The following is a 22,240-nucleotide window of genomic DNA, read 5'->3' on the forward strand; positions in this document are numbered from 1 at the left end:
ACGACCTCCGCGCGCCGCCGGGCGGCTCGCCCTGTTGTGTCGACTCACCTTCATGACTCACCTTCATAGGGAGAAAGTTCATGTACGACTACGACCTGCTGGTCGTGGGATCGGCCAACGCCGACCTGGTGATCGGGGTCGAGCGGCGGCCCGCGGCCGGCGAGACGGTGCTCGGCTCCGACCTCGTCGTCCACCCGGGCGGCAAGGGCGCCAACCAGGCGGTCGCCGCCGCCCGCCTCGGAGCCCGTACGGCGCTGCTGGCCCGGGTCGGCGACGACGCGCACGGGCGGCTGCTGCTCGACTCGCAGCGGGCCGCCGGGGTCGACACGGCGGGCGTGCTCGTCGGCGGGGCGCCGACCGGGGTCGCGCTGATCACGGTGGATCCCTCCGGGGACAACAGCATCGTGGTCTCGCCGGGTGCCAACGGCCGCCTCACACCCGAGGACGTACAGTCCGCCGGAAACCTCCTGGCGACCTCCCGGGTGGTCTCGGCGCAGCTGGAGATCCCGTTGGAGACGGTCGTGGAGGTCGTACGGAATCTCGCTCCCGGCAGCCGATTCGTACTGAACCCGTCGCCGCCGCGGGCGCTGCCCGCCGAGGTGCTCGCGGCCTGCGATCCGCTGATCGTGAACGAGCACGAGGCGCGGGTGATCGTCGGCACGGATCTCGGGGACTCCCCGCAGGACTGGGCGTCCGCCCTGCTCGCCCTCGGCCCGCGCTCGGTGGTGATCACGCTGGGCGCGCGGGGCGCGCTGGTGGCTTCCGCCGAGGGCGCCGCGCGGGTGCCGTCGGTGAAGGTGGAGACGGTGGACACGACGGGCGCGGGGGACGCGTTCACGGCGGCACTGGCGTGGCGGCTGGGGCTCGACGAGCCGCTCGCCGAGGCGGCCGCGTACGCCGCCCGCGTCGGTGCGGCGGCGGTCACCCGCGCCGGCGCGCAGGAGTCCTTCCCGACGGCCGAAGAGGTCGCGTCGCCATGAAGAAGGCCGGAATCCTGAACCGCCATCTGTCGGGCGCGCTGGCCGAGCTGGGCCACGGGGACGGGGTGCTCGTCTGCGATGCCGGGATGCCCATCCCCGCCGGTCCGCGCGTCGTGGACCTGGCCTTCCGGGCCGGCGTGCCGTCCTTCGCCGAGGTGCTCGACGGGCTGCTGGAGGAACTCGTGGTGGAGGGCGCCACGGCCGCGCGCGAGGTCCGCGGGGCGAACCCGGAGGCGACGGCCCTGCTGGACGCCCGTTTCCCCACGCTGTCGACGGTCTCCCACGAGGAACTGAAGTCGCTGTCGGCGGGCGCGAAGCTGATCGTCCGCACGGGAGAGGCGCGGCCGTACGCGAATGTGCTGCTGCGGTGCGGGGTGTTCTTCTGACCCGACGCCCGACGGGTTCGGCACAGTGCCCGACATGCTTCGAGGGGCCCGGTCCGTCGACCAGGCCCCTCGGTTTTCCCCTCCTGCATCAGAACCCCCGCGATCCCCCCGGATCCCCCTCCAGAAGTCCTGATGCCAAGTACGACACGCGGGGTGGGGGAAGGGTTGCACGGCCTTCCGAGATTTTTTCGGGATGCTCGGAGGCCCCGCTCCAGGGCGTGTCCACCCTGGGCGGGAGAAGTGACGGCGGCCAGCCGACCGGCTACCCGGCGTGCTCCACGAACCGTGCCGCCGTCTCCGCCAGCACCTCCCGCCCGTCCCGCGCCCACAGCCCGTCGTTGAACAGCTCGACCTCGATCGGCCCGGAATATCCCGCCGCCTCGACGTACCCCCGCCACTCCCGCATGTCGATCGAACCGTCGCCGATCTGACCGCGGCCGTTGAGGACGCCCTCGGGCAACGGCGTCGTCCAGTCCGCGAGCTGGAAGGTGTGGATACGGCCGCCGGCGCCCGCGCGGGCGATCTGCGCGGGAGCCGTGTCGTCCCACCAGATGTGGTACGTGTCGACGGTGACGCCCACCTGGTCCGCGGGGAAACGTTCCGCGAGATCCAGGGCCTGGGCGAGGGTGGACACCACACAACGGTCCGCGGCGTACATGGGGTGCAGGGGCTCGATGGCCAGCCGTACGCCCCGCTCGGCGGCGTACGGGCCCAGCTCCCCCAGCGCGTCGGCGATCCGCTCCCGCGCGCCGCGCAGGTCCTTCGAGCCGGCCGGCAAACCCCCGGAGACCAGAACCAGGGTGTCGGTGCCGAGGGTCGCGGCCTCGTCGACGGCCGCACGGTTGTCGTCGAGCGCTCGCGTCCGCTCCCGCGGGTCGATCGCCGTGAAGAAGCCACCGCGGCAGAGCGTGGTGACGGCCAGACCGGCGTCGCGGACGAGTTTGGCGGTGGCGTCGAGGCCGTACGACTGGACGGGTTCACGCCAGAGTCCGACGCCCGGGATCCCCAGCTCGAGGCAGGACTCGACCAGTTCGGGCATCGACAGCTGCTTGACCGTCATCTGGTTGAGGGAGAAACGGGCGAGACTGCTCATGAGGTCACTCCGTACAGCGCCAGCAGGGTCTTCATCCGGGCCTCGGCGAGCTCCGGGTGCGGGAACAGGCCCAGGGTGTCCGCCAGCTCGTACGCCCGCGCGAAGTGCGGCAGCGAGCGGGCCGACTGGAGCCCGCCGACCATGGTGAAGTGTTCCTGGTGCCCGGCCAGCCACGCCAGCAGGACGACGCCCGTCTTGTAGAACCGGGTCGGCGCCTCGAAAAGATGGCGGGAGAGCTCGACGGTGGGGTCGAGAAGCTCACGGAAGCCCTTCACATCTCCGGTGTCGAGCACCCGTACCGCCTCCGCCGCGAGCGGACCCAGCGGATCGAAGATGCCGAGCAGGGCGTGGCTGAAGCCCTGCTCGTCGCCCGCGATCAGCTCGGGGTAGTTGAAGTCGTCACCCGTGTAGCAGCGGACGCCCTGCGGCAGGCGGCGGCGCAGGTCGACCTCGCGCTGGGCGTCGAGGAGGGAGACCTTGATGCCGTCGACCTTGTCCGGGTGGGCCGCGATGACCTCCAGGAAGACGTCCGTCGCCGCGTCCAGGTCGCCCGACCCCCAGTAGCCCTCGAGGGCCGGGTCGAACATGGGGCCGAGCCAGTGCAGGATCACGGGCTCGGACGCCTGGCGGAGCAGATGCCCGTAGACCTCCAGGTAGTCCTCGGGCCCCTTCGCGGTCGCCGTCAGCGCCCGGGAGGCCATGAGGATGGCCTGCGCCCCCGACTCCTCGACGAGGGCGAGCTGCTCCTCGTACGCCGTGCGCACCTCCGGCAGCAAGGCCGGCCCGGTGAGCTGATCGGTGCCGACACCGCACGCGACACGGCCCCCGACCGCCTTCGCCTCCGCCGCCGACCGGCGGATGAGTTCCGCCGCGCCCGCCCAGTCGAGGCCCATCCCGCGCTGCGCGGTGTCCATCGCCTCGGCGACGCCGAGCCCGTGGGACCACAGGTGGCGGCGGAACGCGAGGGTGGCGTCCCAGTCCACGGCGGCGGCCGAGTCGGGCGAGACGTCCGCGAACGGGTCGGCGACGACATGCGCGGCCGAGAAGACCGTACGGGAGGTGAAGGGCGCGCCGGTGGCGAGGGCGAGCGGGGTGGCACGCGGCTCATAGGCCCTCAACACGCCGTTCGAACCCGGCAGTCGAATGGTCACAGCGAGATCTCCGGCACGTCGAGACGGCGGCCCTCGGCCGAGGACTTCAGCCCCAGTTCGGCGAGCTGGACGCCGCGGGCGCCGGCGAGGAGGTCCCATTGGTAGGGGGCGTCGGCGTACACATGCCGCAGGAACAGCTCCCACTGCGCCTTGAAGCCGTTGTCGAACTCGGCGTTGTCGGGGATCTCCTGCCACTGGTCGCGGAAGGAGTAGGTGGCCGGGATGTCCGGGTTCCAGACCGGCTTGGGGGTGGCGGACCGGTGCTGGACGCGGCAGTTGCGCAGCCCGGCGACGGCCGACCCCTCCGTCCCGTCGACCTGGAACTCGACCAGCTCGTCGCGGTTGACGCGCACCGCCCAGGAGGAGTTGATCTGGGCGATGGCGCCACCCTCCAGCTCGAAGACGCCGTACGCGGCGTCGTCGGCGGTGGCGTCGTACGGCTTGTCCTGCTCGTCCCAGCGCTGCGGGATGTGGGTGGCGGTGAGCGCCTGGACGGAGGTGACCCGGCCGAACAGCTCGTGGAGCACGTACTCCCAGTGCGGGAACATGTCGACGACGATGCCGCCGCCGTCCTGCGCGCGATAGTTCCAGGAGGGCCGCTGGGCGCTCTGCCAGTCGCCCTCGAAGACCCAGTAGCCGAACTCCCCGCGGATGGAAAGAATCCGTCCGAAGAAGCCCCCGTCGATGAGCCGCTTGAGTTTCAGCAGCCCCGGGAGGAAGAGCTTGTCCTGCACGACCCCGTGTTTGATGCCCTTCTCGTGGGCGAGGCGGGCCAGCTCCAGGGCGCCGTCGAGGCCGGTGGCGGTGGGCTTCTCGGTGTAGATGTGCTTGCCCGCGGCGATGGCCTTCTTGATGGCCTCCTCGCGGGCGGAAGTCACCTGGGCGTCGAAGTAGAGGTCCACGGTCGGGTCGGCGAGGACCTCGTCCACGTCCGTCGACCAGTGCTCCAGGCCGTGCTGCTCGGCGAGCGCCTTCAGCGCGTGCTCGCGGCGGCCGACGAGGACCGGCTCGGGCCACAGCACCGTGCCGTCGCCGAGGTCGAGGCCGCCCTGGTCGCGCAGGGCGAGAATCGAGCGGACGAGGTGCTGGCGGTAGCCCATGCGCCCCGTCACGCCGTTCATGGCGATTCGCACCGTCTTGCGTGTCACGTGATTCCCTTCGTACGCGGGTTCCGCGCCGCGTACGCCCCACTGGTGAACGTGACAGCAAGCGCTTTCTACTCAAGAAGAAGTTAGCCTCTGTCGAGCCGATTGGACAAGACCATACGGACGACGAGATGTTCGACCGTCCGGACGGCTGGACGTAGGGGGCGTGAGCACGGTCGGATGGAGCACTACGAGCACTACGAGCACGACGGGTACGGCAGGCCGAAGAGCACAGCGAGCACGAGAAGCACGATGAGGTGCTACGAGATGCGTGACCGGAGGACGACGAGATGACCGTGACCCTGGCGGACGTGGCGGCGCGGGCGCAGGTCTCGCCCGCGACCGTGTCCCGGGTGCTGAACGGGAACTATCCCGTCGCGGCGTCCACGCGCGAGCGGGTGCTGCGCGCGGTGGACGACCTGGACTACGTACTGAACGGGCCCGCGAGTTCGCTGGCCGCAGCCACCTCCGACCTGGTCGGCATCCTGGTGAACGACATCGCCGACCCCTTCTTCGGGATCATGGCGGCCGCGATCCAGTCGGAGATCGGCGGCCCCGGGGGGCGTGCGGGCGGCGAACGGCTCGGGGTCGTATGCAACACCGGCGGCTCCCCGGAGCGTGAGCTGACCTACCTCACGCTCCTTCAGCGCCAGCGCGCCGCCGCGGTCGTCCTGACGGGCGGTGCCGTCGAGGACGCGCCGCACGCCGCGGCGGTCGCGGCGAAGCTGCGCAAGCTCGGGGACGCGGGGACCCAGGTGGTCCTGTGCGGACGGCCGCCCGCGCCCGACGCCCCCGAGGCGATCGCGCTCACCTTCGACAACCGGGGCGGCGGCCGGCAGCTCACCGAGCACCTGATCGGGCTCGGCCACCGCCGGCTCGGCTACATCGCGGGCCCTGAGGAGCGGACGACGACCCGGCACCGTCTGGAGGGACACCGCGCCGCGCTGGCCGCGCACGACATCGAGGACGATCCGCGTCGCACGGTGCACGGACGCTACGACCGTCGCGCCGGCTACGAGGCGACGCTCGAACTCCTGCGCCGCGACCCGTCGTTGACGGCTGTCGTCGCCGCCAACGACACCGTCGCCCTCGGCGCGTGCGCGGCGCTGCGCGAGGCGGGCCTGCGTATCCCCGACGACGTGTCCGTCGCCGGCTTCGACGACCTCCCCTTCAGCATCGACGCGGTACCCGCGCTGACGACGGTGCGGTTGCCGCTGTCGGAGGCGGGGGCCCGGGCCGGCCGCATCGCGATGGGCCGCGAGGAGCCGCCGCCGGGCGGGATCGCGACGGTGCGGGGGGAATTGATGGTGCGGGGCTCTACGGGGGTGCCGCGGGCCTGAACGGGGGTTTTCGCCCCCGCCGCCCCTACCCTCCCCCAAGCTCTCGGCTTCGCTCGAGCAGGGGGGACCCCCATCATCCCTACCTGGGGGCTCCGCCCCCAGACCCCCGAGGTGGGTTCTTCGGCTGCGGGCCGGTGGGGGCCGGTCGCGCAGTTCCCCGCGCCCCTGGCGCACGGGGCTGCGCCCCGGCGCTCCTGAGGAGCGCGGCGAACGCCGCGACCAGCCGCCACCCACCCTCAGCCGAACCACGTACGGAAGGGACCGTGCAGTCCCACTCGCCCTCAGCCGAGTGACGCACGGAAGGGACCGTGCAGTCCCACTCGCCCAGCCGAGTGACGCACGGAAGGGGCCGTGGCGGTGCGTCGCAAGCCCGTCGCTTACGTTCGGATCGAGCAGCGGCTCCCTTGCCCGGCCCACGCCTGATCCGGCGGCGACGGGCTCGACGTACCGGCACGGCCCCGACCCACCCACCGGGCCCCCGCGATCACACGTGCGGACGGTGCCCCTTCTCCTGACGGGGGGGGAACGACTGGTCGGCACCGGGGAGTTGCCCGACCGTTGCCCACGCTTGGCCGAAGCCGTAGGCTCGACCCATACCTCTGACTGAGTCAACTATCACGTCCGAGCAACCGGCACCGATCATCCGGGGTTGAGTGATCATGACCGTCCAGGACATCCGCTCCTTCAACCGCTTCTACACGAACGTCATCGGCGCCCTCGACTACGGCCGCCACCTCTACGCCCCCTACACCCTCACCGAGTCCCGCGTGCTGTACGAGCTCGCCCACTCCCCCCGCACCGACGCCGCCGACCTCCGCACCGAACTGTCCCTGGATGCCGGTTACTTGAGCCGCATCCTGAACAAGTTCGAGCAGGACGGCCTGATCGAGCGGACACCCTCGGAGCGGGACCCGCGGCGGCGGCGCATCACACTCACCGCACAGGGCAGGAAGACGGCGGCCCTGCTGGACGAGCGCTCACGGGAATCGGTGGGGGCACTCCTGGCGACCGTCCCGGCCGACGACCGCCCCCGGCTCGCCGAGGCGATGCACACCGTGCGCACGCTGCTCTCCTCCGGGCGCCCGCCCCGCCGCGAGGATGTCGTCCTGCGCGACCCCGGCCCCGGCGACCTCGGCTGGATCGTGCAGCGCAACGCCGCGCTGTACGCCGCCGAGTACGGCTGGAACACCGACTACGAGGGACTGGTCGCCCGGATCGTGGCGGACTTCGCCGAGGACCACGATCCGCACCTGGAGCGGGTGTGGATCGCCGAGCTGGACGGACGGCCGGTGGGCTGCGTGATGTGCGTACGCGACGACGCGCCCGGGACCGCCCGCCTCCGTCTCCTCCTCGTCGAGCCCGACGCGCGCGGGCTGCGCATCGGCGACCGGCTGGTCGAGGCCGTCATCGACTTCGCACGGGACGGCGGCTACCGGGACCTGGTCCTGTGGACCAACGACGTGCTCTCCGCCGCCCGCCGCATCTACCAGCGCCACGGTTTCGTCCTCGTCGCCGAGAAACCGCACCGCTCGTTCGGCGCGGACCTGACCGGTCAGGACTGGCGGTTGGATCTGCACGGCACGGAGGAGTGAATTTGAAGGCCCGGATCAGTGCCGTGGTCGCGTCATAGGCGTAGCCGCCGTACGCGCCGTACGGGGCCTTGTAGCCCGCCGCCTTGTAGTCCTTGATGAAGGTCTTGGCCGAGGCAAGCGAGTCGGGAACGGCGCCGCCCATGGTGCAGATGTCGCCTTCGGCGGCGGTGCCGGCCAGGTCGGCGTATTTGGTCGCCAGAAGGCCGTCGCCGCCCGCCAAGGAACCGTTGGGACACTCGGCGTGGAGCTGTTTGCTCAGCGGGCCCCCGACGTCGTACTGGCCCCCGAAGTACACGACGTCGGCCCCCGCTCCCCGGGCCTTCGCGATCTGCGCCGCGAAGTCGCGCTGGGTGGCATCCACTTGACTCTCCCCCACGATGGTCCCGCCCTCGTCGCGGAACGCCTTCTTGAACGACTGGACCAGTGAGACGCCGTAGGTCTGCTTGTCATCGATGACGAATGCCTTGCGGCGCCCGTCTGTCCGGTACAGGTACTTGGCAGCGGCAAGTGCCTGCGCCGTGTCATTGGCCACCGTGCGGAAATAGGTGTTGTACGGCCTGGAAATCGTGCCGTTCCGATAGTCATCGCCCAGGGTGAGAGCCGGTGCGGTGTTCGACGGCGAGATCTGGGGCAGGTGGGCGGCGTAGAACACGCTCTGCATGGCCTGGGCCACACCGGCGTTCAGGGGACCCACCACCCCCACGACATCACGGTCGGCGACGAACTCGACGGCGTTCTGCTGCCCAACGCTGGGCGGGGCCTTGTCGTCCAGAGCTTTGATCTTGAAGGTGACGCCCGGGACGAGGTTCTCGGTGTTGGCCGCCTCGGCGGCGAGTTCCGCCGAGTTCTTGATGCCTTGGCCGAGCTCGGTTAATTGGCCGCTCAGGGGTGCGCTCACGCCGATCCTTACGGTCAGGCCGCCCTTGGCCTTCGTATCCGCACCGGATCCCGTGCCGCCCGAAGACCCCCCGTCCGATCCCCCTCCTTCGATGAGGTTCAACGCCACCGGGAGCGGCTTCACGTCCTCCGGCGGTGGCGACGGCTGCTCGACCGGCTCGGGCTCGGGTTCGGGTTCGAGCGCGGGCCACCGGTAGCGGTTGCGGGCCAGGGCGATCGCGCCCGCCGTGTTGCCGTTGCGCTGCTGCGGCGTCGGACGCCCCTTGGACACCAGGGCGTCATGCAGATGGCGGTACAGCGTCGTCATGGTCAGCAGCGGCGGCGCTTCCGGAACCCCCTGTTCGAGGGCGCCGATCAGCTCGCCCGTGAACGCCGTGTACGTCTCTCCCGGCGGTGCGAGCGCCGTCCGGGTCTCCGAGGTCGCGGTCAGCACGAACGTGCCGCCGATGTCCGACATCCCGCCCAGTCCCGTGGCGGACATCGCACCGTGCAGGGCGAGACCGCTCCAGCAGCAGTCGAGGATCACGACCTTGCGGCGGGCCCGGACCTGGGGGCTCAGGAGCAGCTCACGGATGTCCTGGTAGCGCAGGGCGGTGTAGGGACGGTCGGACATGCCGGGGTCCGGCGTGTCGTCACCGGCCTCGGAGCCCGGTCCGGACAGCTGCCGCACCAACCGTTCGATGTGCCGCGGGTCGGCTCCGCTCACGGTGACGGTGACACCGCGGTGTTCCACCCGCACCTCGGGCCCGTTCCCACGCGACTGGCGCCAGTTGGCGACGGCGAGGAGCAGTCCGCCGAGGCCCACGGCGTTGCTGAGCACCACGTTGATCAGTTCCAGGCCGCCGCCCGTGGTGCCCGGTCGTTCCTGACGGTCCCGCAGGGAAAGACTCGCCTTCGCCGTGTCCGGATCCCGCATCAGCCAGCGCTGCAGTGCGCGAAGCTGTCTCCCGTCGTCTTCGAGCACTTCGATATCAAGTCGCATGCTTCCCCCGCACGCCGGCGATTTCGGCATCTTAGCGACACAAAGGGCACGTCGTAGTGCTTGTGGAAAAGGACCTCCCGAACCACCCACCACCGATTTTCCTTTCGACTCTCCTTTTGATCGACAACGGCCGACATCGGCACGCGAGTAGGGTCCGTGCGCATGAAGCTGGCATTTTCCACGCTCGGCGTACCCGGGCTCCCCATCCCCGACGTCGTACGACTCGCCGCCGCGCACGGCTACCACGGCGTGGAGCTGCGCGCGCATCCAGAGGAGCCGGTGCACCCCGGGATCGGGGCGGCAGAACGGGCCGAGGTGGTCGCCGCGTTCAAGGCGGGCGGCATCGAGATCCTCGGCGTGGCGGGCTACGCGCGGGTGGCGGCACCGGGCGACGACGACACCGTCGTCGCCGAGATCAAGGAGCTCCTCGACCTCGCCCACGACCTGGGCGCCCCGTTCGTACGCGTCTTTCCGGGCGCGAGTTCCGAGCAGAGCGTCGAGGAGGCGGACGCGACGGCGGCCCGGCGGCTCGGCACGGCGGCGGAGTACGCCGCCGACCTTGGCGTACGGATCCTGCTGGAGACCCATGACTCGCACCGCACCGGCGCGGACGCGATCAGGATCCTGGGCCTGGTCGGGCACCACCACGTGGGCTCGCTGTGGGACGTCATGCACACCTGGCTCGGCGGCGAGGAGCCGGCGGAGACCTACGCGGCCCTGTGCACCTACCTCGGCTACCTCCAGGTCAAGGACATCGCCTCCGCCGAGGACACCACCCCGCTCCCCCTCGGCGCGGGCGTCCTGCCCCTCGCCGACTGTGTGGAACTCCTCTCCCGGGAGGGCTGGGACGGCTGGCTGTGCTGGGAGTACGAGAAGCGGTGGTACGAGGGGGTCGCGCCGCTTCCTGAGCTGCTGGGGCCGGGTCGGGAGCACCTCGGGCGCCTGCTGAACGACTCCGCCTAGGACCGGTTCCGGGGACACGCACACCCGCCCGGACCGGCTTCCCACGGCTCGCCGCGCCTCGCCGACGGGCTATCGTGGACGCCATGTCGGCACCGGAACTGATCCGTATCGTCTCCCGCGACTCGCCCATGGCCCTGGCCCAAGTGCAGCGAGTCCGGGCCGAGTTGGGCGCGCTCCATCCGCACATCCGCACCGAGGTCGTGCCCGTGAAGACGACCGGTGACAAGTGGATGGGAGACCTCGCCAAGGTCGAGGGGAAGGGCGCGTTCACCAAGGAGGTCGACGCGGCGCTGCTGGCCGGTGAGGCCGATCTCGCGGTGCACTGCGTGAAGGACATCCCCGCGGATCGTCCCCTCCCGGCGGGGACGATGTTCGCCGCGTTCCTGGCGCGGGACGACATCCGGGACGCCCTCGTGCACCCGGACGGGCTCACGCTGGACGAGCTGCCGCGGGGGACGCGGATCGGCACCTCGTCGGTACGGCGGGGCGCCCAGCTGGCCGCCTCGCACCCGCACCTGGAGTGCGTGCCGTTCCGGGGGAACGCCAACCGGCGGCTGGAGAAGCTGGCGGCGGGTGAGGCGGACGCGCTGCTGCTGGCGGTGTCGGGGCTGGAGCGGATCGGCCGGGCGGACGTGATCACGGAGATCCTGTCGCCCGAGACGATGATGCCGCCGATCGGGGCGGGCATCCTCGCCCTCCAGTGCCGTGAGGGCGACACCGAGGTGATCGAGACGATCAGCGACCTCGGCGACCCCAACACGCACCGCGAGGCCACGGCGGAGCGGATGTTCCTGCACGTCCTCCAGGGCCACTGCAACTCACCGATCGCCGGTTTCGCCAAGGCCCACCGCAGTGGCGAACTGTCCCTGCGCGCCTGCGTGTTCACCCCGGACGGCAAGACCGTACTGAACGCCCACGAGTGGGCGGGCCGCCTCGACGCCGCGACGCTCGGCACGTCCGTCGCCGTCGCCCTGCTGCGTCAGGGCGCCCGCGAGCTGATCGACGACATCCCCCACTGATCACTCCCCCCTGATCCTCCCCGCTGATCACCCCAGCGGGCCGGCCCAGTCGGCGAAGGTCTCGTGGAAGGCGGGGAACGTCTTCCGTACGCAGCCGGGGTCGTCGAACGAGACGCCGCCCGGCGCGCGGAGTCCGGTCACCGCGAAGGACATGACGATGCGGTGGTCACCGTACGTCTTGATCTCCGCGCCCGGCACGGGCTGCGCACCGGGGCGGATCTCGATCCAGTCGTCCCCGGTCTCCACCCGTACGCCCAGCCGCCGGAGGTTCTCCGCGCAGGCGTCCAGGCGGTCGCACTCCTTCACACGTGTGTTGGCGACGTCCTCGATGCGGACCGGGCCCGAGGCGAAGGGCGCGATCGCGGCCAGCGTCGGCATGGTGTCGGAGATGTCCCGCATGGTGACCGTGAGGCCGCGCAGTTCGCCGGTGCCGGCGACCGTCGTCCCGCCGGAGCCGACCTCCACCCGCGCCCCCATCCGCCGCAGTACGTCGACGAAGCCCAGATCGCCCTGGAGCGCGCCGGTGCCCAGGCCAGGAACCGTCACCTCGCGGCCGGTCAGGGCGGCCGCGGCGAAGAAGTAGCTCGCGGTGGAGGCGTCGGGCTCGACGGCGTAGGTGGTGGCGCGGTAGCCGCCGGGCGAGACCACGAACACCTCGCCCTCCCGGCGCACGGACGCGCCGAACGTCCGCATCATCGCGAGCGTGATCTCGACGTACGGCGCCGAGACCAGGTCCGTGACGGTGATGCGCAGGCCCTTGCGGGTCAGCGGGCCGAGCAGCAGGAGGGCGGTCAGGTACTGGGAGGACTGGCCCGCGTCGAGCATCACGTCACCGCCCTCCACCCCGGACGCCGCGATCCGCAGCGGGTGGTGGCCCTCCGCCTCCTCGTGCCGCAGGTCGACGCCGAGGTCGCGCAGGGCGCGGGTGAGCGGGAGCAGTGGGCGGCGGCGCATCTGCGGGGAGGCGTCGAAGCGGTAGGTGCCGTGTCCGGCGGCGGCGAGGGTCGGCAGAAAGCGGGCGGTGGTCGCGCCGTCGCGGCAGTACACGTCGGCGTCGGTGGCCGCCGGGCCCTGGGGGCGGCCGTCGATCTGCCAGACGTGCGGGGTGCGACCGACGCGGTAGCCGAGCCGGGTCAGGCCCTCCGTGAAACCTTCCGTGTCGTCCGACCGGAGCGGCCGTACGAGGGTGGTGACCCCGTCGGCCGCCGCCGCCAGGAAGAGCGCACGCGCGGTGATGGACTTGGAACCGGGGATGTCGACGACGGCCATGTCCTCATGCTGGCTCCCCGACCTGCTCCGGCGCGGGAGCGTCCGCCAAATGGACCTGTCTGCGCGAGCCCGGCGTCGAACCGTCCCACCCATTCGCCCCACCCGCACCAATTCCCCGAACCGGCGGAAACCGGGGAACCCCGACCCGCACCGGTTCGTCCAATCCGCATGCTGCCGGATGAGTCTCCGCAGAGCGGTGTCGGCCTCGCTGCTGGCTGCGAATGCTGACCACCCTCTCCGCCGCCTGCGGCCGACAGCACGCCGTCACCGGCGCGCCCCCCTCCAACTGCGCCGGTGACGGCCCCTCCTCGGGATACTGTGCACACCCTTGACTGGAAGAAACTTCCTGGATATTCGTGACTCCTCGGAAGTTTCCTTCATGAGGGAGGAGCGCACGTGGGGCCATCGAGATCTTCCAGACCGTCCAGACGTACCGTTCTCGCCGCCACCGCCGGGACCACCGCGGCCCTGACCTTGAGCACCAGCTCCGTCCGGGCGGCCGAGGACCGACCTGACGATTCGTCACTCCGATCTCTCGTCTCCCGTATGACGCTGGAGGAGAAGGTCGGCCAGCTCTTCGTGATGCGGGTGTACGGCCACTCGGCCACCGCACCCGACCAGGCCGACATCGACGCCAACCTGGAGGAGCTCGGCGTCAGGACGGCCGCCGAGCTGATCGCCAGGTACCGCGTCGGCGGGATCATCTACTTCACCTGGACGCACAACACCCGCGACCCGCACCAGATCGCAGCCCTCTCGAACGGCATCCAGAAAGTCTCCCTCGACCAGCCGCGCGGGCTGCCCGTCCTCATCTCCACCGACCAGGAGTACGGAGCGGTGGCCCGGGTGGGCAAGCCCGCGACACTGTTCCCGGGCGCGATGGCGCTGGGCGCCGGCGGCTCGCGGGAGGACGCCCGTACGGTCGGGCGCCTCGGCGGAGCCGAGCTGCGCGCCCTCGGCATCCGGCAGGACTACTCCCCGGTCGCCGACGTGAACGTCAACCCGGCCAACCCGGTCATCGGCGTACGCTCCTTCGGCGCCGATCCGGACGCCGTGGCCGGGCTGGTGACGGCAGAGGTGAAGGGCTATCAGAGCGTCGGGGTCGCGGCCACGGCGAAGCACTTCCCGGGGCACGGGGACACCGCCGTCGACAGCCACTTCGGCTTCCCCGTCATCACGCACAGCCGCGAGCTGTGGTCGTCCCTCGACGCCGTGCCCTTCCGGGCCGCCGTCCGCGCCGGCATCGACTCGGTCATGACCGCCCACATCATGGTCCCGGCGCTCGACCCGTCCGGGGACCCCGCGACGCTTTCCCACCCCATCCTCACCGGCATCCTGCGCGAGGAACTCGGCTACGACGGGCTCGTGGTGACCGACTCGCTCGGCATGGAGGGCGTCCGGACGAAGTACGGCGACGACCGCGTCCCCGTGCTGGCACTCAAGGCCGGTGTCGACCAGCTCCTCAACCCGCCGTCCATCGATGTGGCCTGGCACGCGGTCCTGAACGCCGTGCGCGGCGGCGAGCTCACCGAGGCCCGCCTCGACGAGTCCGTCCTGCGCGTCCTGCGCCTCAAGGCCAAGCTGGGCCTGCTGGAGAACCCGTACGTCAGCGACACCGGCGTCGACCACACGGTCGGCACCGCCGCGCACCGCAGGACGGCCGACCGGATCGCCGAGCGCACGACGACACTGCTGGTCAACGAGGAGCGCCTGCTCCCGCTCTCGCGCCGGCGCACCCCGCGCGTCCTCGTCGTGGGCGCCGATCCCGCCTCGCCGTCCGGTACCGACGGACCGCCCACGACCGTCCTCGCGACCGCCCTCACCGAGCTGGGTTTCACGGCGACGGCGCTGTCCACGGGAACGGCGCCCTCCGCGGAGGGCATCGACAGCGCGGTGGCGGCTGCCAGGGGCGTGGACGCGGTCGTCGTCGGCACGTACAACGTGACGGCGACCGGGTCGCAGAAGACCCTCGTCGAACGGCTCGTCGCCACCGGCGTCCCGGTGGTCGCGATCGCGATCCGCAACCCGTATGACGTGGCCCAACTCCCTGACGTGCGCGCTTATTTGGCTGCCTACTCCTGGACGGACGTCGAACTGCGCGCCGCCGCCCGAGTGATCGCGGGCAGCGCGAGGCCCCGCGGGAGGCTGCCGGTGGAGGTGCAGCGGGCGGACGACCCGACGAAGGCGCTGTATCCGATCGGGTACGGATTGACGTACTAGGTCCGGTATGGGCCGACGTACCGCCCCGGGTGGGGAATGGCGTACAGGCCCTACGCCGCACACCCGGCGCACCACCCCCAAAGGACGCAAAGCACCCCGGATGTCTGGCGTGTGCCCGTCGCGACGGGTCACGCTGGGCGGGGGTATCGGGGGGAATCCATGCGAGCCAGCTCGTCGGGTCGGCGTTCCGTTGGGGTGCTCTGCGCGCTGCTGCTGGCCGTCGCCGCGCTCGCGGGATGCGACCGCTGGTCGGACTCGGGGAGCGCCGAGCCCGGCGCGGGGACGACGTCGACCCAGCCCTCGGGCTACGGGGCGGTGTTCCTCGCGGTCGACGAGTGCAGTTCCTTCGGGACGACCAGCTTCACCGAGGTGCCCTGCGGCAGCGAACGGGCCGCCGCGCGGGTGATCGCCCGTTACGACGGCAAGGTGGCCGACGGGCCGCTGTGTCCCGCGACCACGGACTTCGTGCTGCACATCAGCGAGACCCGGCCCGCCTCGGACGAGAACGGCGACGGGGTCGTCCCCCAGGGTTACGCCTGCATGCGCAAGCTGGAGGCCCCGCACCCCGGCGATCCGGGCGGCGGCGGCGGTCCCCGCACCATCGTCGGCGACTGCGTCTACAGCTCCGGCGACGGGCAGGTGCGGGAGACCGCGTGCGACGGCAAGGGCAAGAAGCCCCCGGAGTACAAGGTGACGTCGGCGGTCCTCGACCGCGCCAAGTGCCCGTCGTCCACGGCCCTCTATGTCCAACTGGGCGGCAGTAGACCGGTGGGCTGCGCCCGCCCGGTGTAGCCGAGGGGCGGACGCAGCCGGTGAACCGGGTTGCGGCGGGTGAACCGGGTTACGGTCGCAGTGCGGGCTCGCGCTCGATGTCGCGCTGGTCCAGCTTCGCGTCGAACTTCGCGAGGGGCCTCGCCGCCGACGGGTTCTCCTGGACCGTCGCCGAGGCGACACCCGCCCACTCCAGGATGCGGGCCGTCGCGAGGGCCTTCTCGTCGGGGACGAGTCCCGCGACGTTGGCACCGTGGTTCAGACCGGGGGCGGTGAAGACGTACGAGTCGCGTGCGCCCTTGCCGAGCCGGAAGCGCTCCGCGCCCCAGGGGTCGTTCTGGCCGTAGACGAAGAGCATGTGGTCGGCGTGGTGGCGGACCCAGGAGTCCACGTCCGCCATGGCCCACGGCTGGAACCTCATCGGGATCGAGCGCGGCACGAAGTTCCGCGGCGGCTGGTAGCCGTAGCGGATGTACTTCTTCTCGATGTTCGGGAAGTGGATCGTGGGCGCGCCGAGCTGCGTACCCGCCTGGTAGTAGTACGGCGTGTACGTCTCCAGGCCCTGGTCGGCGTAGGCCGAGAAGCCGGAGATGGTGTCGACGGAGTTCCAGATCGCGTCATCGGTCGCGTGGGCGGCGTCGGCCGGGATCGAGTCGCAGTCCGAGAGCAGGCTGTACTGCCAGAAGCCCCACACGTAGTCGAGCACGACCGCCTCGTACGCCTTGTCGAGGCTTCCGATGGTGGTGAAGGTGTAGCCGTTGTCGGCGGCGTACGCCTCGTACTTCTTCTCCAGCGGCGCGCGCCGCACCAGCGCCTCGCGCTGCACGGCGTTCAGCTTGTCGCGGCACTCCTTGGTGCCGACGTTCTCGAAGAAGCGGTCGTACGCCGAGTCCTCGTTGTTCACCACGTCGTTGGGGGCGACGTAGGCGACGACGCCGTCCATGTCGCGCGGGTAGAAGCGCTCGTAGTACGTGGCGGTCATGCCGCCCTTCGAGCCGCCCGTGGAGAGCCACTTCTGGTGGTAGATCGGCTTGAGGGCCTCGAAGATGCGGTGCTGGTCGCTCGCCGCCTGCCAGATGTCGAGCTTCGACCAGTCGGCCGGGTCGGGCCGGGACGGGGTGAAGAAGCGGTACTCCATCGAGACCTGGTTGCCGTCCACGATCTGGGTGGGCTCACGGCGGCCGGGGTTCGTCGAGACGTTGTAGCCGCCGGTGTAGAAGACCGTCGGGCGGGAGACGTCCTTGTGCAGCACGGTGATCCGCTGCTGGAACGTGCCCTTGGACGGGTGCCGGTGGTCGATCGGCTGGGTGTAGTTGAGAACGAAGAAGCGGTAGCCGGTGTACGGCTTCTCCTCGATCAGGCTCATGCCCGGTATCGCGAGCAGCCTGTCCTTGATGTCGGTGTCCGTGCTTGTGGTGCCTGGTGCGGCCTCCGGCTGGGCGGCGGTGGCCGCTCCCGCCGTGCTCAACGTGCCTATGAGCACCGTGAGCGCCAGCAGCCATCTGAGCGCCTTGCGCATGCACACTCCCCTGTGAAACGGATGTGCGCTGGAAGCTATCGGAGCAACTCACAGGCGCACCAGGGGAGATGGGGAAAACCCTATGGGAAGGCTGTGCCCTTGCCGGCTCAGCAGAGGATCCAGTCCGAGCTCACCGAACCCGATCCGACCGAGCCCTTGACGCGGACGCAGCGGTGGCCCGCGTGGACGGTCACCGGGCCCGCGTGGTGCGAGAAGCTGCCCTCGTCGACCACGGGCCGGTTGCCACGCGCCTGCACGCTGACGGACATCGACCGTTTGCGGGACTGCTGCTTGTTGGGCACGGTCATCGCGCAGACATAGCCGTCGCGCTTGTAGATCTGGACGGAGCCGGTCGAGAAGGTGAGCGTTCTGACCTTGCGACCCGAGCAGTACGAGTCGGCCGCCTGCGCGCTGCCTGGGCTCATCAACGCCATCAGCCCGGCCGCGGTCAACACCGCAAGGCCCAGCGCCAGGCGCCGGCGTATCGCACCACAACGGTCCACTGTCGTCCTCCCCCGGCCATTCAGCGTACTGGTGTACGGACGCAGGACGTACATCGGATGGTTGCCTTCGTCCGAGAGAGGTTTTCTTCCACGTTTGGGGCAACCGCACCCCTTTGTTCGGTGTCCAACTGGTCAGAAAAACGAATGAAAGGTGCTCATCCATGTCCCGCACGTCACGTTCACGTACGGCCGTCGGCGCGCTCGTCGCCGCGGCGCTCCTCGCCACGGCGGGTGCCTCCGTGCCCGCGTTCGCCGGTTCCAGCGCTCCCCCGCCCGCCCGCAGCGGTGCCAACGGTCCCGCCTACGACCGGGTGGCCGACTTCTACGGCGCCTACATCGACGCGGTCACCGACGAGGGAGGCGGTCACCTCGGCTCCCAGCTGCGCACCTTCTACCTGACCAAGGATCTCCGCACCCGCCTGGCGAAGTGGGAGAGCCGCGAGCATGCCGACGGGGTGCTCCGCGCGCAGGACGTGCCGCGGGCGTGGAAGGTGACGGCGGGAGACAGCGGCGCGGGCCACACCTGGTCGACGGTGCGCCTCACCTGGGGCTCCGCCCAGCACCCCACGTACACCTATCTGACCGTGCAGTCGGACCTGGCCACGAAGAAGATCTCCGACATCAAGGCGAAGAGCTGAACTCAGGCCGACGAGGGAACCGGCTCTTCCTCCTCCGGGGCTCCGACGAACGTCCTCCACAACTCCGCGTAATGGCCGCCCAGCTGGAGGAGTTCGTCGTGGGTGCCGTCCTCGGCGACGCGGCCGTGGTCCATGACCACGACCCGGTCGGCGCGGGCGGCCGTCGTCAGGCGGTGGGCGACGACGAGGGTCGTACGGCGTCCGGCGAGGCGGTCGGTGGCCTGGTTGACCAGGGCCTCCGTCGCCAGGTCCAGCGCCGCCGTCGCCTCGTCGAGGAGCAGCACGTCCGGGTCCACGAGTTCGGCGCGCGCCAGCGCGATCAGCTGGCGCTGGCCCGCGGAGAGGTTGCGGCCGCGCTCGGCGACCTCGTGGAGGTAGCCGCCGTCGAGCGTGGCGATCATGTCGTGGGCGCCGACCGCACGGGCCGCGGCCTCCACCTCGGCATCGGTGGCGTCGGGGCGCCCGTAGGCGATGGCGTCCCGGACGGTCCCCTGGAAGAGGTACGCCTCCTGGGGGACGACGCCGAGCCGGTGCCGGTACGAGGTCAGGTCGAGCGAGCGCAGATCCGTGCCGTCGACCGTCACCCGCCCGCCCGTCGGGTCGTAGAACCGGGCGACCAGCTTCACCAGTGTGGACTTGCCCGCGCCGGTCTCGCCGACGAAGGCGACGGTCTGTCCGGCGGGGATGCTCAGCGAGATACCGCTGAGCGCCGCCTCCGCGTCTGCCTCGGCGGCGGCGCCGTACGCGAAGTCGACGTCCTCGAAGGCGATCTCGCCCCGCAGGGAAAGGACGTCCAGCGGTGCCTCGGCGGCCTTCGTCGAGGTCGGCTCCTGGAGCAGTTCCTGGATGCGGCCCAGCGAGACCGTGGCCTGCTGGTAGCCGTCGAAGACCTGCGAGAGCTGCTGCACGGGCGCGAAGAACAGGTCGATGTAGAGGAGGTAGGCGACCAGCGCGCCCGTCGTGAGGGTGCCGGCGTCCACCCGGTGCGCGCCCACGATCAGCACCGAGGCCGAGGCGACCGACGCCAGCAGCTGCACGAACGGGAAGTAGATCGATATCAGCCACTGACCGCGGATGCGCGCCCTGCGATAGCTGTCGCTGCCCTCCGCGAACCGCTGCCCGCCCGTGCGCTCGCGCCGGAACGCCTGCAGGATCAGCAGTCCGGAGACCGACTCCTGGAGATCGGCGTTGACCGCCGACACCCGTTCGCGGGCGAGTTCGTACGCCTTCACGCTCGCCCGGCGGAAGAAGAAGGTGCCGATGACCAGCGGCGGAAGGGTGATGAAGACAACCAGCGCGAGCTGGACGTCGATCACCAGCAGCACGCCCATGATGCCGAAGAAGGTGACGACCGAGACGAACGCGGTGACCAGGCCCGTCTGGAGGAACGTCGACAGCGCGTCGACGTCCGTCGTCATCCGGGTCATGATCCGGCCGGTCAGCTCCCGCTCGTAGTAGTCGAGTCCGAGGCGCTGGAGCTGCGCGAAGATCTTCAGGCGGAGGGAGTAGAGGACCCGCTCGCCGGTCCGGCCCGTCATCCGGGTCTCGCCGATCTGCGCGGTCCACTGGACAAGCACGGTGACCAGCGCCAGCGTCGCGGCGGCCCACACCGCGCCGAGGGCCATCCGGGACACACCCTGGTCGATGCCGTGCCGGATCAGCACGGGCAGCAGCAGGCTCATGCCCGCGTCCACGGCCACGAGACCCAGGCTGACGAGCAGCGGGAGACCGAAGCCGCGCAGCAGCCTGCGCAGCCCGTACGACTCCTCGGGCCTGACCGCACGCGCCTCGTCGATGCCGGGGGTGTCGGTGGCCGGGGGCAGCGCCTCGACCAGGGTGAGGAGTTCGGGCGTGGCGGGCATGCCGGACAGGGCGTTGTCCTTGGGCTCCCGGTCGCCGGTCCACAGATGGGGAGTGACCCCGCGCTCGGCGTCGAACTCTGCGTCCAGCTCGTCCCGTACGGAGGTGTCCTCCTGGGGCACGACGGGCTGGGCGTGACCGGGCGAGACGCCGCCCAGCTCGTCCGGGTCGGTCAGGAGGCGGCGATACAGCGGGGAGCGCTGCTGGAGTTCCTCGTGGGTGCCGATGGCGGCGAGGCTGCCGCCGTCGAGGACGGCGATGCGGTCGGCGAGGTTGAGGGTGGAGCGGCGGTGGGCGATGAGGAGGGTGGTGCGCCCCTCCATGACATGCGTGAGCGCCTCGTGGATCTCGTGCTCGACGCGGGCGTCCACGGCGGAGGTGGCGTCGTCGAGGACGAGCAGGCGGGGGTCGGTGAGGATGGCGCGGGCGAGGGCGACGCGCTGGCGCTGGCCGCCGGAGAGCGTGAGGCCGTGCTCGCCGACCTTGGTGTCGTAGCCCTCGGGCAGCTCGGCGATGAAACGGTCCGCCTGCGCGGCGCGGGCCGCGGTCTCGATCTCCTCCTGGGTGGCGTCCGGGCGGCCGTAGGCGATGTTGGCGCGCACGGTGTCGGAGAAGAGGAAGGAGTCCTCGGGGACCAGGCCGATCGCGGCGCGCAGCGACTCCTGCGTCAGCTCGCGGACGTCGTGGCCGCCGATGAGGACGGCGCCGTGCGTCACGTCGTAGAAGCGGGGCATCAGGAGCGAGACCGTCGACTTGCCGGAGCCGGAGGAGCCGACCACGGCGAGGGTCTCGCCGGGGCGGATCTCGAAGCTCAGCCCGTCGAGCACCGGCCGCCCGTCCTCGTAGGCGAAGGACACGTCGTCGAACTCGACGGTCGCGGGCGCGTCGGCCGGGAGGGTCTTGGTGCCGTCCTTGATCGACGGCTCGGTGTCGATGAGTTCGAGGACGCGCTCGGCGCCCGCGCGGGCCTGCTGTCCGACGGTGAGGACCACGGCGAGCATCCGCACCGGCCCCACGAGCTGGGAGAGGTACGAGGAGAACGCGACGAAGGTGCCGAGCGTGATCTGTCCGCGTACGGCGAGCCAGCCGCCCAGCGCCAGCATCGCGACCTGGCCGAGGGCGGGCACGGCCTGGAGGGCCGGGGTGTACTTGGCGTTGAGCCGGATGGTCCGCAGCCGCCCCGCGAAGAGCCGCCGTCCGACGTCCCGGAGCTTCCCGGTCTCCTGGTCCTCCTGCCCGAAGCCCTTCACCACGCGTACGCCGCTGACGGCGCCGTCGACGACGCCCGCCACGGCGGCGGCCTGCGCCTGCGCGTACCAGGTAGCGGGGTGCAGCTTGGAGCGGCTGCGCTTGGCGACGACCCAGAGAGCGGGGGCGACGGCGAGCGCCACCAGGGTGAGGGGCAGGGAGAGCGAGGCCATGATCCCGAGAGAGATCAAAAAGAGCAGCACGTTCCCGATGGTCATCGGGAGCATGAAGAGCAGGCCCTGGATCAGCTGGAGGTCGCTGGTGGCACGGCCGACGACCTGGCCGGTGGACAGCTCGTCCTGGCGTCGTCCGTCGAGCCGGGTGATCGTCCTGTACATCTCGGTCCGCAGGTCGTGCTGGACGTCGAGGGCGAGGCGGCCACCGTAGTAGCGGCGGATGAAGGTGAGGACGTAGACGAGGACGGCCGCGCCTATGAGCGCGCCCGCCCAGGGCGCCATGGCCTTGCTGTGGTTCCCGATGACGTCGTCGATGATCACCTTGGTGATCAGCGGGACCACCGCCAGGACCGCCATGCCGCCGAGCGAGGAGCCGAGCGCGAGCAGGACGTACTTCGGGTACCGCCACGCGTACCCGGCGAGCCGCTGTGCCCAGCCGCCCTTGTCCCCTTGCTCCAGTACCACGCCGGTGCCTTCCGTAGATCTCA

The 22,240-nt window shown here is 70.9% G+C and carries 16 protein-coding genes and 1 pseudogene; 9 read left to right on the plus strand and 8 right to left on the minus strand.

Annotated elements, in window-relative coordinates; all coding sequences use genetic code 11:
* The first annotated feature begins 80 nt into the window (after positions 1-80).
* Complete coding sequence (locus ACFZDJ_RS06080) at positions 81-980, plus strand: PfkB family carbohydrate kinase (RefSeq protein ID WP_390927071.1); 900 nt, start codon at positions 81-83, stop codon at positions 978-980.
* Entirely contained in the window at positions 977-1,366 is a 390-nt protein-coding gene (gene rbsD, locus ACFZDJ_RS06085; protein WP_168508783.1) for a D-ribose pyranase, read from the plus strand. The genes ACFZDJ_RS06080 and rbsD overlap by 4 nt, the downstream gene beginning before the upstream one ends.
* Positions 1,367-1,628: 262 nt before the next feature.
* Here the strand turns inward: rbsD and ACFZDJ_RS06090 are convergent, their stop codons facing one another.
* Genes ACFZDJ_RS06090 through ACFZDJ_RS06100 form a run of 3 tightly spaced genes read right to left on the minus strand, consistent with a single transcriptional unit; the run spans position 1,629 to position 4,758 of the window.
* Entirely contained in the window at positions 1,629-2,459 is an 831-nt protein-coding gene (locus ACFZDJ_RS06090; RefSeq protein ID WP_390927069.1) for a TIM barrel protein, read from the minus strand.
* Entirely contained in the window at positions 2,456-3,610 is a 1,155-nt protein-coding gene (locus ACFZDJ_RS06095) for a DUF993 family protein (RefSeq protein ID WP_391056422.1), read from the minus strand. The genes ACFZDJ_RS06090 and ACFZDJ_RS06095 overlap by 4 nt, the downstream gene beginning before the upstream one ends.
* Entirely contained in the window at positions 3,607-4,758 is a 1,152-nt protein-coding gene (locus ACFZDJ_RS06100) for a Gfo/Idh/MocA family oxidoreductase (protein ID WP_391056424.1), read from the minus strand. Before ACFZDJ_RS06100 ends, ACFZDJ_RS06095 begins: the two co-directional genes overlap by 4 nt.
* Positions 4,759-5,045: 287 nt before the next feature.
* Here ACFZDJ_RS06100 and ACFZDJ_RS06105 point away from each other — a divergent pair, with 287 nt between their 5' ends.
* Entirely contained in the window at positions 5,046-6,095 is a 1,050-nt protein-coding gene (locus tag ACFZDJ_RS06105; protein WP_384905805.1) for a LacI family DNA-binding transcriptional regulator, read from the plus strand.
* 659 nt (positions 6,096-6,754) lie between these two features.
* The gene (locus tag ACFZDJ_RS06110) at positions 6,755-7,687 is read left to right on the plus strand and encodes a GNAT family N-acetyltransferase (RefSeq protein WP_390927063.1); all 933 of its coding nucleotides are present in this window, start codon (positions 6,755-6,757) and stop codon (positions 7,685-7,687) included.
* A gap of 13 nt (positions 7,688-7,700) precedes the next feature.
* Here the strand turns inward: ACFZDJ_RS06110 and ACFZDJ_RS06115 are convergent.
* Positions 7,701-9,833, minus strand: a pseudogene (locus tag ACFZDJ_RS06115) (ABC transporter substrate-binding protein); the annotation flags it as partial.
* Here ACFZDJ_RS06115 and ACFZDJ_RS06120 point away from each other — a divergent pair.
* Together ACFZDJ_RS06120 and hemC are read left to right on the plus strand one after the other, a co-directional pair.
* Positions 9,729-10,529 carry a TIM barrel protein gene (locus ACFZDJ_RS06120; protein WP_390927061.1) on the plus strand — a complete coding sequence of 267 codons (801 nt, stop codon included), beginning with the start codon at positions 9,729-9,731 and terminating at the stop codon, positions 10,527-10,529. The pseudogene ACFZDJ_RS06115 and the gene ACFZDJ_RS06120 sit on opposite strands and share 105 nt — an antisense overlap.
* 83 nt (positions 10,530-10,612) lie before the next feature.
* The gene (hemC, locus tag ACFZDJ_RS06125; protein ID WP_391056427.1) at positions 10,613-11,548 is read left to right on the plus strand and encodes a hydroxymethylbilane synthase; all 936 of its coding nucleotides are present in this window, start codon (positions 10,613-10,615) and stop codon (positions 11,546-11,548) included.
* Between the two features lie 27 nt (positions 11,549-11,575).
* On the opposite strand, the gene aroA is transcribed toward hemC, so the two are convergent.
* Positions 11,576-12,817 carry a 3-phosphoshikimate 1-carboxyvinyltransferase gene (gene aroA / locus ACFZDJ_RS06130; RefSeq protein ID WP_391056430.1) on the minus strand — a complete coding sequence of 414 codons (1,242 nt, stop codon included), beginning with the start codon at positions 12,815-12,817 and terminating at the stop codon, positions 11,576-11,578.
* Positions 12,818-13,363: 546 nt separating this feature from the next.
* Between aroA and ACFZDJ_RS06135 the strand changes: the two genes are divergently transcribed.
* Together ACFZDJ_RS06135 and ACFZDJ_RS06140 are read left to right on the plus strand one after the other, a co-directional pair.
* Positions 13,364-15,037, plus strand: a complete 1,674-nt coding sequence (locus ACFZDJ_RS06135) for a glycoside hydrolase family 3 N-terminal domain-containing protein (protein WP_391056432.1) — start codon at positions 13,364-13,366, stop codon at positions 15,035-15,037.
* Positions 15,038-15,196: 159 nt separating this feature from the next.
* Complete coding sequence (locus tag ACFZDJ_RS06140) at positions 15,197-15,829, plus strand: hypothetical protein (protein ID WP_390927055.1); 633 nt, start codon at positions 15,197-15,199, stop codon at positions 15,827-15,829.
* Between the two features lie 49 nt (positions 15,830-15,878).
* Here ACFZDJ_RS06140 and ACFZDJ_RS06145 read toward each other — a convergent pair whose 3' ends face one another.
* Together ACFZDJ_RS06145 and ACFZDJ_RS06150 are read right to left on the minus strand one after the other, a co-directional pair.
* The gene (locus ACFZDJ_RS06145) at positions 15,879-17,327 is read right to left on the minus strand and encodes a S28 family serine protease (RefSeq protein WP_391056436.1); all 1,449 of its coding nucleotides are present in this window, start codon (positions 17,325-17,327) and stop codon (positions 15,879-15,881) included.
* 107 nt (positions 17,328-17,434) lie between these two features.
* Positions 17,435-17,761: a hypothetical protein gene (locus tag ACFZDJ_RS06150; protein WP_391056868.1), complete on the minus strand. Its 327-nt coding sequence runs from the start codon at positions 17,759-17,761 to the stop codon at positions 17,435-17,437.
* Positions 17,762-17,991: 230 nt separating this feature from the next.
* Between ACFZDJ_RS06150 and ACFZDJ_RS06155 the strand changes: the two genes are divergently transcribed.
* The gene (locus ACFZDJ_RS06155) at positions 17,992-18,468 is read left to right on the plus strand and encodes a hypothetical protein (protein WP_391056438.1); all 477 of its coding nucleotides are present in this window, start codon (positions 17,992-17,994) and stop codon (positions 18,466-18,468) included.
* Between the two features lie 2 nt (positions 18,469-18,470).
* Here the strand turns inward: ACFZDJ_RS06155 and ACFZDJ_RS06160 are convergent, their stop codons facing one another.
* The gene (locus ACFZDJ_RS06160; protein WP_391056439.1) at positions 18,471-22,217 is read right to left on the minus strand and encodes an ABC transporter transmembrane domain-containing protein; all 3,747 of its coding nucleotides are present in this window, start codon (positions 22,215-22,217) and stop codon (positions 18,471-18,473) included.
* Positions 22,218-22,240: the final 23 nt, after the last annotated feature.

Source organism: Streptomyces sp. NPDC007896 (assembly GCF_042959425.1).
Lineage (GTDB): Bacteria > Actinomycetota > Actinomycetes > Streptomycetales > Streptomycetaceae > Streptomyces.

What these genes read in the sequence shown, in the direction of transcription:
- ACFZDJ_RS06080 (WP_390927071.1), top strand. Translation starts at nt 81, where the DNA reads ATGTACGACTACGACCTGCTGGTCGTGGGATCGGCCAACGCCGACCTG.
- aroA (WP_391056430.1), bottom strand. Translation starts at nt 12,817, where the DNA reads ATGGCCGTCGTCGACATCCCCGGTTCCAAGTCCATCACCGCGCGTGCG.
- ACFZDJ_RS06120 (WP_390927061.1), top strand. Translation starts at nt 9,729, where the DNA reads ATGAAGCTGGCATTTTCCACGCTCGGCGTACCCGGGCTCCCCATCCCC.
- ACFZDJ_RS06090 (WP_390927069.1), bottom strand. Translation starts at nt 2,459, where the DNA reads ATGAGCAGTCTCGCCCGTTTCTCCCTCAACCAGATGACGGTCAAGCAG.
- ACFZDJ_RS06150 (WP_391056868.1), bottom strand. Translation starts at nt 17,761, where the DNA reads ATGGCGTTGATGAGCCCAGGCAGCGCGCAGGCGGCCGACTCGTACTGC.
- ACFZDJ_RS06145 (WP_391056436.1), bottom strand. Translation starts at nt 17,327, where the DNA reads ATGCGCAAGGCGCTCAGATGGCTGCTGGCGCTCACGGTGCTCATAGGC.
- rbsD (WP_168508783.1), top strand. Translation starts at nt 977, where the DNA reads ATGAAGAAGGCCGGAATCCTGAACCGCCATCTGTCGGGCGCGCTGGCC.
- hemC (WP_391056427.1), top strand. Translation starts at nt 10,613, where the DNA reads ATGTCGGCACCGGAACTGATCCGTATCGTCTCCCGCGACTCGCCCATG.
- ACFZDJ_RS06110 (WP_390927063.1), top strand. Translation starts at nt 6,755, where the DNA reads ATGACCGTCCAGGACATCCGCTCCTTCAACCGCTTCTACACGAACGTC.
- ACFZDJ_RS06105 (WP_384905805.1), top strand. Translation starts at nt 5,046, where the DNA reads ATGACCGTGACCCTGGCGGACGTGGCGGCGCGGGCGCAGGTCTCGCCC.
- ACFZDJ_RS06140 (WP_390927055.1), top strand. Translation starts at nt 15,197, where the DNA reads ATGCGAGCCAGCTCGTCGGGTCGGCGTTCCGTTGGGGTGCTCTGCGCG.
- ACFZDJ_RS06135 (WP_391056432.1), top strand. Translation starts at nt 13,364, where the DNA reads ATGACGCTGGAGGAGAAGGTCGGCCAGCTCTTCGTGATGCGGGTGTAC.
- ACFZDJ_RS06155 (WP_391056438.1), top strand. Translation starts at nt 17,992, where the DNA reads ATGTCCCGCACGTCACGTTCACGTACGGCCGTCGGCGCGCTCGTCGCC.